Source organism: Methylobacterium longum (genome assembly GCF_022179385.1).
GTDB classification, from domain to species: domain Bacteria; phylum Pseudomonadota; class Alphaproteobacteria; order Rhizobiales; family Beijerinckiaceae; genus Methylobacterium; species Methylobacterium longum.
Genome location: NZ_BPQS01000053.1, coordinates 24,153 through 33,781, shown reverse-complemented (window position 1 = coordinate 33,781; position 9,629 = coordinate 24,153). Strand labels below are relative to the sequence as shown.

The window sequence follows — 9,629 nt, the reverse complement described above, 5'->3', positions numbered from 1 at the left end:
GTGGCAGGTCTCGGGCCGCTCCGACACCACCTACGCCGAGCGCGTCGCCCTCGACCTCGACTACGCCACCCGCTGGAGCCTGCGCCGGGATCTCGCCATCCTCCTGCGCACCATCCCCGCCGTCCTCGCCCAGCGCGGAAGTAAGTAATCCGCCGCGGGACCAACGGTCAGGCGACAGCTGAGCTAGCAACTCGCCACCGCGCAGGACATGCTGATGGAGACCGCCATCGACGCCGGCCATCTGCACGCCCACATCAAGGCGGTGCAGGCCAAGCGCGATGCGTGGCGGGAGGCGGCCGAGCGGTCGCAGGTGCGTCCGGCGCGGACGGCATAACACGCCAGAACACTACACCCGTGCGGATTGGGACATGGAATGTCGAGTATGCTGCCGGGCTGGAAAAGAACGCTCGGCGCCGTGCCGTCCTTGAACACCACGCCTGCGATAAGTGGGTTCTGACCTTTACGCCTCCTCGCCCTTGGCCTGCTTGGCCACGGCAGCATCACGGCGACGGGCCGCGCGATTGTTCTCAGGCACCTCCTTCTGCAAGGCTTCCTGGCTCGTGTAGCCCTGAGCGCCCGGGCTGCCGCGCGGCTGAGTCACCGTTGCGCGCAGCTTGGCGGATTTCATGTGCTTGCCGTCTTGGAAATCTGCCATCGTGTTTTGCTTCTTTGTGTGGCCGTCACTCGGCCCAATTACGCGCGGGCTAGGGGGTTCCGCTCGGGCATCCTAGCCGACGCCAAAACCGTCATGCGGCTTCTGCCGGCTTGGTTCGAGGACTACAACACCATCCACCCGCACTCCGGACTGCGCATGCTCTCGCCTCGGGAGTACCTCAGCCGGACTGCCTAAACCCACCCCGCTGCCTGTCCGGCCAAACAGGGTGCACTCCAGGTGGAAGGGCCGTCCGCGATGGTTCGTATCGGTCAACGGATCGGTGTTCATACGGACTCCACCGCAGCGGACGGACATGCGGCCGTCGTGACGATTGAGGTGACATTCACCCGTTTGATAGGATGATCGCCGCTCTCCACGTCCTGCTGCACGGGGATGCCCATGCCGTCGTCAAAGGGATCGAGTGCGCTACGGCCGATGGGGCCGGGTTACTGGCGGGCCTATTTCGAGGCGATTGCCACGGGAGAACTCATATCACGGCCACATACGGCACGGCGACGGGCGGGAGAGGCAGCGCGAAGCTGTCCCTATCCCGACATCGCTTCGGCGGGCGTGGCACGGGTGAAGGCTGCCATCGTCCAGGCACAGGGTCCCTCGCAATAGCTATGCGCCAGACGCCGGGATTGTTGGGTGTCGGCGAACCGATCGTTTTCCCGACGAAGTCGGGGAGCCCGTCGCGAGCCACTCAAAACAGCCCCGTTTTTGTCGGAGAACCGTGTCGGCTTTTCTATTGCCGCATAAACGCGGTTTTTCCATTATCCCGACATTTCTCATCGGACGTGCCAGTGTCCCGACCTTGGACCAGAACCTCGACCTGCAGCGTGGTGCGCTGACCAAGGCCGGATGCGAACGCATTTGCCTCACCGCCTCAAACGGCAATGTGCTCTGGTCGCTGCGCCTGGGCGGTGTCTGGCCGGAACGAGACTGCTGAAGGGGCGAGCGACCTCGGCCGATCAGACCGTACGAGAAATCGCGCGGGTGGAGGCGCAGGCAGAGCTATGCGGTGACGGTCGGCAGGCGGACGAAATGAAGAACGCTGTTGTGCCGAGCTGCTGGTTCACGAGCTGAGGCACACGCTTATGTTTCTGCCTTGTATCTCCCGGTAACGATATACAATGATCAGTAGCCAGCACGAGGACAATAAAAACATTTTCGCTTAATACCAAAAATACGCACTATAAATATATGGAGGGATCGATGCGGAACGTGAAGTGGGCCGGAGTGTTGATGATGGCTGTTTGCTCAGGCGCTACAGCAGGAGATTTCCCAAAGGAAGGCACCGCCTCCTATACAACTAACTACGTCAATGTTTCCGCATCGCCAATAAAGATGGGTGACCGGACGGCTTCTATCTACGAAAGTGCCGGCATCACACGCAATGACGCGGGAGAAGCTCCGTTCAACGATATGGGCACGCGCTGCATCGGCATGCGCGAAGCCAACGGCAACGATGTCGTCAACCGCGGCAGCTGCATCGACACCGACAAGGACGGTGATCAGGTGTTTTCGACCTATGAGGCGAACGCAAAGAGCGGCCGCCACGTGTTCGTCGGTGGGACGGGAAAATATCAAGGCATCACCGGGTCAGCCGACTACACCTTCCAGGCCGTGAAGGTACCTGAGGGAGCCCGACCGATGACCATTGTGCCTCACAAGGCGACTTGGAAGTTGCCCTAATCCGCAGCACCTAGCGGCACGATGCGCAGATCACAGAAAGATGGCTGTGAAGGCGTAGACGGTTATCAAGAACAGCCCTGACGAGGCGAGCACGGCGCTACGTTCGCGGTGCTCAATAACAAAGGTGCGGACAGCAGCGAGCATCAGGCGAACCGGGGCGCGTGTGGCCCGGTCAGAGTGCCGGCTGAACTGTGCCGGTTCGAAGGCCGACGACGGCCGAGCTAACGGGAAATCACCCCTGTCGCGGGTACGTCACACGTGGCCGCACCGCGGATGGAAGTTCTACTCGTCGCGGGCGTGAGGGCCGCTGACAGCGCCCGCGGCGGCCGCGCTGAGTGCTGCACTGATTACGACAAGCAAACCGGCCGAGAGCATGGGTTAGGCTCCTTCGAACCAAGCGAACCAGCGCCAGCAATGGTTAACGACGCATTAACTGTTCTCGAAATGAGGCAAAATCGTGCAATGAATGCAATTTACGTATGCGTCTAGATTTTGGCTTTGGCGAGCTACGTAGTCAGGCCGTCAACAACAAAGCGCAAGGCGGGGTGAAAGGCAGACACGCGCGACACCAACCCTGCCGACCTCCATCTCGAGCCTAGTTCCGCGCAGCACGGCCAGACCTACGATCCGCAGGCGACGGTGAAGGGGCATCAGGATCCTCAGTCGCGGACTGAGGCGACCTTCACGGCCGGGGCGTAACCGGCTGCCTGCAGCACCGCCTCCGCTACAGCTCGCCCGAGCAGATCATAGCCGCGATCGGCCATGTGCAGACCGTCGGACGCGAACAGCTGCTCACGGATCAGCTTCCCCTCCGAAATCCACGCCTGCATCATCTCCGAACGACGGATCACGGGCACATCGAGTTCAGCCCCGATCTGGCGCACTGCGTCGCGGAACCGGTACGCGCCCGGCGTCGCATCGAGCTTCGGGCACCACTGCGGCTCCAACAATACGACGTCGATCCCCGCCTCACGGATCTGGCGAACTGCCGCGATCGTAGCCGCCCGGAAGTGATCGAGCGACACCCCACGCAGCGGATCGTTGCTGCCTGTCTGCCAGATGACGAGATCGGGATGCGGTGCGATCACATCGCGGTCGAGGCGAGCCAGCATATCGTCGACAGCCTCACCGCCGATGCCGCGGTTGGCCACCGTGATGCGATCTGCACTCTGAGGCAGTGCCTGCTGCAACGCAGCCTGGAGGCGGACCGGATAGGCGGCCGAAGGTGTGCTGGCGCCGATCCCCTCCGTCGAGGACGAGCCAAAGGCTACGATCCGCAGGGGGCCGCCTGTCGCGAGGCTGTGCGCGACGTGCGGGAGATCTGAAACGTCGGTGGGAATGAGACCATCGACGACGTGTTGCACGCTTGTGGGCAGCAGGTCGTTGTAGGCGAGCACGGCCGTCGAGGACAGGCTCAAGCCGAGGAGCAAGGCAATGCCGCCTGCGGCGCGGCCCCAGCGACGGGCAAGTGCGGGCAGAACCCCCGATTGATCCTCGCTGAGCCGGCGCGTCATCATCATTGCTCCCGAAGGCACGCCGACAGAGCGAAGCTCAGGCACGTGGCGTCGGCTGCGCACGTGCTGGGGCACCAGCTCCAGAGCTACAGGAGCGTGTGAGCGCACAGCCTGGATGGCTATGGGCTCACCGTGGGAGTGGCATGCTTCCGCACAGAGGACCTGTCCGGTCCCGCCGCCAGCTGCGGCCGCCTTCGACGAGTTTGTCGAATCACTGCGTGAATGGGATTATGAATACAGAAATCATTGCCGCAATGCAACCAAGAACTAAACAGAGACAGGAACTCTGGGCCAAGGATTTAAGCTGCTAAGCTTGCTGCACGCAAAGCTATGCTATGGCTTATATCGAAGTGCAGACGACGGAACGCGGATAGAAACTGGCCGGCACAGTGCTCAGCAAGCGCGCCGCGCGGGCTGATAGTCGGGGACGATGGCGGGGAGGGGCAGGGCTCCGGCAGGTCGGCCGCGCGCACGATCATCGGCCGGCACCTTCCGAGCCGTGGCGGCGGTCGTTCAGAACTCGCCGACTGGCATCACGCAGCGCTACAGCCCCGATCGCCTGAAGGCCTACCGCCAGGGGCGTGCGGGTCGCAACGGACAGGCAGACACCGCCAGCGCGGGCGGCTGCGTCGAGATCCCGGCGCAGCGAGGCCGGGAGGCGAAGGGTCAGGAACTCATCGTGGGCGGTGCGCACGTCGAAACTCCCCGAAGCGAAGCATTCGAGGAGAAAAGCACAGTCAGTCGATTTGTATCACAGGCAATTCGGGTCGGAATTACGACCGTTCCATTGAGTACGCCGCCTATTCGTTTTTGTGCGAATTGCGTTGTTCTGTCGCAGGCTATCAGCGAACCATGATGTCCTTGAGGGGGGTAGTACCCGGCGGGTTGCCCTGCTCACCACACTCCGCGACCCAGTCGTCCGTGCGACCGTTGCCTGTCCAGTGGTTTGCAATTCGGCGGTCTAATTCCTCCCAAGCCTGATCGTCGTCGAACATCATCGCCGAGTCCGCAAGTTCTACCCCGATGTGCTCCGGCTTCCGCTTGCTCACTGGGAGGGGTTTCCCGTGCACACTCTGATGGCTCTCCTGCGGTAGCGGGCCGCCCGCCCAGCAGTACACCGAGATCACCCGGTTGCAGGCCGCGGCGATGACCTTTCTGGTCTCTACCTCGCTGAACTTGTGCTCTCTGCAAAATTTGCGGGCGTCACGAACAACATAAGCGAGGCGCCGGAACATCTCCGCCTGAAATCCTGCGCCAAACGTGGCACGCAGCAAGTATTCCTGATCCAAAGACGATTGGATCCGGTGCTCGACCTCATGTGTAAGAGAACGACCAGATACCTGCGCAGCCGTTTCTAACCGCTCGCGTACGTCTGCCGTCGTCTTCATGTTGAGCGCGACCTTGCGCGCCTCGCCCTCAAACACTCTCCGCGGCATTCGCCCAGTCCTTCCAATCCAGTGCGTACATAGACACGGATTGGGCTTGCCTTCAAGGCGCACGGGCTCTACGTTCAGCCCAGTGCGTACAAAAGTACGGATTGGAGAGGTGGAGCGCATGAACGTCCGCGCAGATGTCACCGCCGGCAAAAGCGTGCCGGTCGGTCCCCTCGCCCGGGAAGCGGGCGTGTCCGCGAGCGGACTCTACGGTCTGATCGCGCGTGGCGAAGTCGGATCAATCCGCATCGGCAAACGGATCGTCGTGCCGGCCAAGGTCGCAGCGGCGCTGCTCGGGATGGATCTGCAGCAAGCCGCCTGATCCCCGCTTCCGCGGGCGAGTCCCGCGGGCCGCTCATTCCGCGCCGATGCGGCCGGCGCTCAACAGGACCCCAGAAATGAGAAACCCCGCGCATCGCGTTGGGGCGACGGCAGGGCTCTCTGATACAGCTGTGGCGGCTGGTATCGAGAGATCTACGGCGTCCCGACCCTTCCGACAAGATCTATTCCTCGCCCGACGCTTCGGGATCCCGCCGGCCACCGCCGCGGTGATCGCCGAGTTGGCGTTCCCTCGCCTCGACTCCTGGAGGGCGACGAGATGAACGCGCCCTCCCTCACCTCATCTTATCAGGCGGGCCGGATAAAGCGGCCCCGCCGCACCGCCGCCCAGGTCGGGCAGCTTGAGCAGCAGATCCTCGACGTGCTCGCCGAGGACCACCCGCAGTCGGTCCGCCACGTCTTCTACCGGATGACGAACCCGCGCCTGCCCGAGCCGGTCGAGAAGACCGATGCGGGCTATGCGCAGGTCCAGGACCGGATCGTGAAGATGCGCCGGGCCGGCACCCTGCCCTACGGTTGGATCACGGACGCGACCCGGCGCGGCTATTTCGTGGATACGTTCTCCGGCACGGGTGACTTCCTGCGCCGGGTGCAGGGCCTCTACCGCGCCGACCTCTGGCAGATGGCCAGCCACTACGTGGAGGTCTGGACCGAGAGCCGGTCGATAGCCGGCACGATCCAGGGCGACTGTGAGGAGCTTGCCGTCAGCCTGTACCCGTGCGGCGGGTTCTCCTCGATTTCACTGGCCTACCAAGCCGCCGAGAGCATCAACGCCCGCCGCGACGGCAAGCCGGTGGTGATCTTCTACATCGGCGACTTCGACCCGGCTGGCGTCCTGATCGACGTGGCGCTGGAGCGCGAGCTGCGCAGCCACCTCTGGGCCGATGTGGACATGACGTTCACCCGGCTCGGCATCACCCTGGAGCAGATCGAGACCTACGACCTGCCCGGCAAGCCGAGGAAGGCGGGCGACCGCCGGGCGCTCCACGTCCGCGAGACGGTCGAGGCGGAAGCCATGCCGGCGGGCGTCCTGCGCCGGCTTCTGCGAACCGAGATCGAGGCCATGTTGCCCGCCGACGCGCTGGCCGTGGCTCAGGTCGCCGAGGAGTCCGAGCGGGCCCTGATCGGCCGCATCTCCGACATGCTGGAGGACCGGGCATGACGATGCCGCGCCCGATCCCCATCAGCGTTCGCGCACTGCTGCCCCTCTGCGGAGCCGAGAACGACCACGAAGCCCTCGGCGCCTGCCGGGGGGTGGGCCGGAAGCTGCAGGCCGTCGGCCTCGACTGGCACGACCTCGTCGCCGCGATCCCGACCGGCGAACCTCGCGTCGACGCGATGTTTGAACCGTCACGGCGCCGGAACAATTCGGGAGGCGCCTCCCGCATCCGTCCGTTCGACGCCTACGCCTGGAAGCGGGCTTACACGCCCCGTCAGGAGTCCGAGCACCGCGCCCGCATCCGCTTCTGCCAGAGCCGCCCCTGGTGCTTCAGCGCCCGCGAGCGGTCGTTCCTCGCCGACATCGCGAAGCTGCACGGCAACCTCAGCATCCGCCAGGGTGATTGGCTCGCCGTGCTGACGGACCGGCTCGACCAGGAGCTGCGCACCGCATGATCGTCACCGACCTGCATCAGGTGACGGCCCGGTTCGGGGGTGAGGTGCGGGGCCACCGCGCCTACATCCCCGGTCCCGGCCATAGCCATGAGGATCGCAGCCTCGCCGTCTGGCTGTGCGAGACCTCGCCGCTGGGGGTGATGACCCACAGCTTCGCGGGCGACCCCTGGCCGACCTGCAACGACTACATCGCGTCCGGCTTCGGGGCCGGACACGACTACTGGCGCACGGCGCGTCGGGCCGACCCGGAGGAGATCCGGCGTCTGACTGAAGCCCGGCGCCGATCCGAGGCCCGCGCACGCGCCGCTGCTGCTCGCCGTCAGGCAAAGGCCAGGGCCATCTGCGGCGCCGGCCAGGATCCGATCGGGACGCCCGTCGAGCTGCATCTGAACCGACGACGCCTGACGCTGCCGGCCGAGATCGCGGGGGCGGCCCTGCTCTACCACCCGGCTTGCCCTTGGGAGCAGGACACCGCGCACGCGCAGATCGCGCCGTTGACCTGCATCACCACCGGCCGGGTGATCGGGGTCCACAGGACCGCTCTCGCGCCGGACGGCACGAAGCTCGGGCGCAAGATGCTCGGTACTGCCGAGGGTGCCGCGGTGATGCTCGACCCCGTGTCGGCCGTCACGGACACCCTGCACGTCGCCGAGGGCATCGAGACCGCCCTCGCCGCCCGCGAGCACTACGGCCTTGCCCCGATCTGGGCGCTCGGCACGTCGGGCGCCATCGGCAAGCTTCCAGTGCTGCCGGACGTCCAGCGCCTCGTCGTGATCGGCGAGAACGACGCCGGGGCCAGCCGCAAGGCCGTCGAGGCGGTCGGCAGCCGCTGGAGCGCCGCCGGACGGACAGTCGAAATCGTGTGGCCCCCCGCGAACCACAAAGACCTCAACGATGTCGTGATGGGAGGCGCCTCAGCATGAGCCTGAGCGAGCACGATCAGCACGCCGATGACCTACGGCGCGAGATCTTCAAGCCCAATTCTGACCGGCCCGGTGACCCGACCTTGGCGGCGGCCGTCGCCGCGCTCGCGGGCGAGATCCTGTCGGAGGACCGGGTGGCCGTTGAATTCATCCGCCGTCACGGTGCGCGGGTTCGGTACGACCACTCCGTCGGATCGTGGTTCATCTACGACGGCCAGCGGTGGCAGCAGGACAAGACCCGGCGGGCCTTCGCTTGGGCGCGGGATCTGGCCCGCGAGATGTCTTTCGACGAGTCCGCGGGCACCAAGCGGGGCGCAGGCCGCGCGGCTTTCGCAAAGGGCGTGGAGGAGCACGCCAGCCGCGATCAGGACGTTGCTGTGGTCACCGACGACTGGGATCGTGATCTGTTCGCCCTCGGCACCCCGGCCGGCACGGTCGACCTCCGAACGGGTCTGATCCGCGCACCCAAGCCGAACGACCTGATCACCAAGAACACTGCGGTGGCGCCCGCCGCGCGTGCCGACTGCCCCCGCTGGGTCCTGTTCCTAGAGGAGTCGACCGGCGCAGACGAGGACCTGATGTGCTTCCTGCAGCAGTGGGCCGGGTACAACCTCACTGGCTCGACGCAGGAGCAGGCGCTTGCGTTCTTCCATGGGCCGGGCGGCAACGGGAAGTCCGTGTTCGCCAACGTCGTCGGCGGCATCATGGGCGACTACGCCAAGGTGGCGGCGCTCGACACCTTCACCGCGTCCCCCCACGAGCGGCACCCGGAGGAGTTGGCGACCTTGGCCGGCGCCCGCATGGTCTCAGCGTCCGAGACCGAGGCCGGCAAGCGGTGGGCCGAGGCGCGGGTGAAGTCCCTGACCGGTGGCGAGACGATCCGCGCCCGGTTCATGCGGCAGAACAGCTTCGAGTTCAGGCCGCAGTTCAAGCTGACGGTGCTCGGCAACTACGCCCCGGCGATCACCAACCTCGATGACGCGATCCGCCGCCGCTTCCTGATCATCCCGTTCACCCGCAAGCCCACGCACCCCGATCCGACGTTGGAGGAGCAGCTTCGCGCCGAGTGGCCCGGCATCCTGCGCTGGATGATCGAGGGCTGCCTGGACTGGCAGCAGCACGGCTTGTGCAAGCCCGCCTCCGTGCTGGCCGCGACGCAGGACTACTTCGCTGATCAGGATATCTTCCAGCAGTTCCTCGACGAGCGGTGCGACGTGGACCGCGAGAACGACCACAAGTTCGAGGGCAAGGTCGTGCTGTTCAATGCCTGGACTGACTACGCCAAGGCGGTTGGGGAAGCGCCCGGCACCGGCAAGACCTTCAAGGAAGCGATGCGCCGCCGCGGCTTCCCTGACCCCGTGCAGATCAAGGCCATCAGGACGAGAGGATACCGCGGCATTCGGCTCAACATGGACAACGGACGGGAGCACTGACCGCTATGTTCAAAGCGCGCAAG

At 65.1% G+C, this 9,629-nt stretch carries 11 protein-coding genes and 1 pseudogene; 9 read left to right on the top strand and 3 right to left on the bottom strand.

All coding sequences use genetic code 11. The features are described 5' to 3' along the window. Window positions 1-148 (top strand): sugar transferase (locus MFF58_RS26590; protein WP_238292365.1); only part of this gene is annotated, 148 nt, incomplete at its 5' end. Window positions 149-460: 312 nt separating this feature from the next. Here MFF58_RS26590 and MFF58_RS26585 read toward each other — a convergent pair. Then, window positions 461-655, bottom strand: a complete 195-nt coding sequence (locus MFF58_RS26585) for a hypothetical protein (RefSeq protein WP_238292364.1) — start codon at window positions 653-655, stop codon at window positions 461-463. 72 nt (window positions 656-727) lie between these two features. Between MFF58_RS26585 and MFF58_RS26580 the strand changes: the two are divergent. The 3 genes and pseudogenes from MFF58_RS26580 to MFF58_RS26570 form a co-directional block, all read left to right on the top strand. Further along, window positions 728-850: pseudogene (locus tag MFF58_RS26580) on the top strand (integrase core domain-containing protein); the annotation flags it as partial. Between the two features lie 538 nt (window positions 851-1,388). Next, entirely contained in the window at window positions 1,389-1,604 is a 216-nt protein-coding gene (locus MFF58_RS26575; protein ID WP_238292367.1) for a recombinase family protein, read from the top strand. Between the two features lie 266 nt (window positions 1,605-1,870). Next, window positions 1,871-2,350, top strand: a complete 480-nt coding sequence (locus MFF58_RS26570) for a hypothetical protein (RefSeq protein WP_238292361.1) — start codon at window positions 1,871-1,873, stop codon at window positions 2,348-2,350. Window positions 2,351-3,009: 659 nt separating this feature from the next. On the opposite strand, the gene MFF58_RS26565 is transcribed toward MFF58_RS26570, so the two are convergent. Together MFF58_RS26565 and MFF58_RS26560 are read right to left on the bottom strand one after the other, a co-directional pair. Continuing rightward, window positions 3,010-3,864, bottom strand: coding sequence for an SGNH/GDSL hydrolase family protein (locus MFF58_RS26565; RefSeq protein ID WP_238292359.1), 855 nt, complete (start codon window positions 3,862-3,864; stop codon window positions 3,010-3,012). Between the two features lie 842 nt (window positions 3,865-4,706). Beyond that, the gene (locus MFF58_RS26560) at window positions 4,707-5,288 is read right to left on the bottom strand and encodes a TraY domain-containing protein (RefSeq protein WP_238292357.1); all 582 of its coding nucleotides are present in this window, start codon (window positions 5,286-5,288) and stop codon (window positions 4,707-4,709) included. A 130-nt stretch (window positions 5,289-5,418) separates the two neighbouring features. On the opposite strand from MFF58_RS26560, the gene MFF58_RS26555 reads away from it, so the two are divergent. The 5 genes from MFF58_RS26555 to MFF58_RS26535 all read left to right on the top strand — a co-directional run bounded on the left by MFF58_RS26555 (window position 5,419) and on the right by MFF58_RS26535 (window position 9,606). Then, window positions 5,419-5,619 (top strand): hypothetical protein, encoded by a 201-nt coding sequence (locus MFF58_RS26555; protein ID WP_238292355.1) that lies wholly within the window; start codon window positions 5,419-5,421, stop codon window positions 5,617-5,619. A 276-nt stretch (window positions 5,620-5,895) separates the two neighbouring features. Continuing rightward, complete coding sequence (locus MFF58_RS26550; protein ID WP_238292353.1) at window positions 5,896-6,798, top strand: hypothetical protein; 903 nt, start codon at window positions 5,896-5,898, stop codon at window positions 6,796-6,798. Beyond that, entirely contained in the window at window positions 6,795-7,250 is a 456-nt protein-coding gene (locus MFF58_RS26545; RefSeq protein ID WP_238292350.1) for a hypothetical protein, read from the top strand. The genes MFF58_RS26550 and MFF58_RS26545 overlap by 4 nt, the downstream gene beginning before the upstream one ends. After that, window positions 7,247-8,173, top strand: coding sequence for a DUF7146 domain-containing protein (locus MFF58_RS26540; protein ID WP_238292348.1), 927 nt, complete (start codon window positions 7,247-7,249; stop codon window positions 8,171-8,173). Before MFF58_RS26545 ends, MFF58_RS26540 begins: the two co-directional genes overlap by 4 nt. Continuing rightward, on the top strand, window positions 8,170-9,606 hold the full coding sequence (locus MFF58_RS26535) for a phage/plasmid primase, P4 family (RefSeq protein WP_238292345.1): 1,437 nt from the start codon (window positions 8,170-8,172) through the stop codon (window positions 9,604-9,606). The genes MFF58_RS26540 and MFF58_RS26535 overlap by 4 nt, the downstream gene beginning before the upstream one ends. Window positions 9,607-9,629: the final 23 nt, after the last annotated feature.

Bases quoted from the DNA above. Each gene is read 5' to 3' on its own strand.
- MFF58_RS26535 (WP_238292345.1), top strand. From the start codon at position 8,170: ATGAGCCTGAGCGAGCACGATCAGCACGCCGATGACCTACGGCGCGAG.
- MFF58_RS26555 (WP_238292355.1), top strand. From the start codon at position 5,419: ATGAACGTCCGCGCAGATGTCACCGCCGGCAAAAGCGTGCCGGTCGGT.
- MFF58_RS26570 (WP_238292361.1), top strand. From the start codon at position 1,871: ATGCGGAACGTGAAGTGGGCCGGAGTGTTGATGATGGCTGTTTGCTCA.
- MFF58_RS26565 (WP_238292359.1), bottom strand. From the start codon at position 3,864: ATGACGCGCCGGCTCAGCGAGGATCAATCGGGGGTTCTGCCCGCACTT.
- MFF58_RS26550 (WP_238292353.1), top strand. From the start codon at position 5,896: ATGAACGCGCCCTCCCTCACCTCATCTTATCAGGCGGGCCGGATAAAG.
- MFF58_RS26585 (WP_238292364.1), bottom strand. From the start codon at position 655: ATGGCAGATTTCCAAGACGGCAAGCACATGAAATCCGCCAAGCTGCGC.
- MFF58_RS26545 (WP_238292350.1), top strand. From the start codon at position 6,795: ATGACGATGCCGCGCCCGATCCCCATCAGCGTTCGCGCACTGCTGCCC.
- MFF58_RS26540 (WP_238292348.1), top strand. From the start codon at position 7,247: ATGATCGTCACCGACCTGCATCAGGTGACGGCCCGGTTCGGGGGTGAG.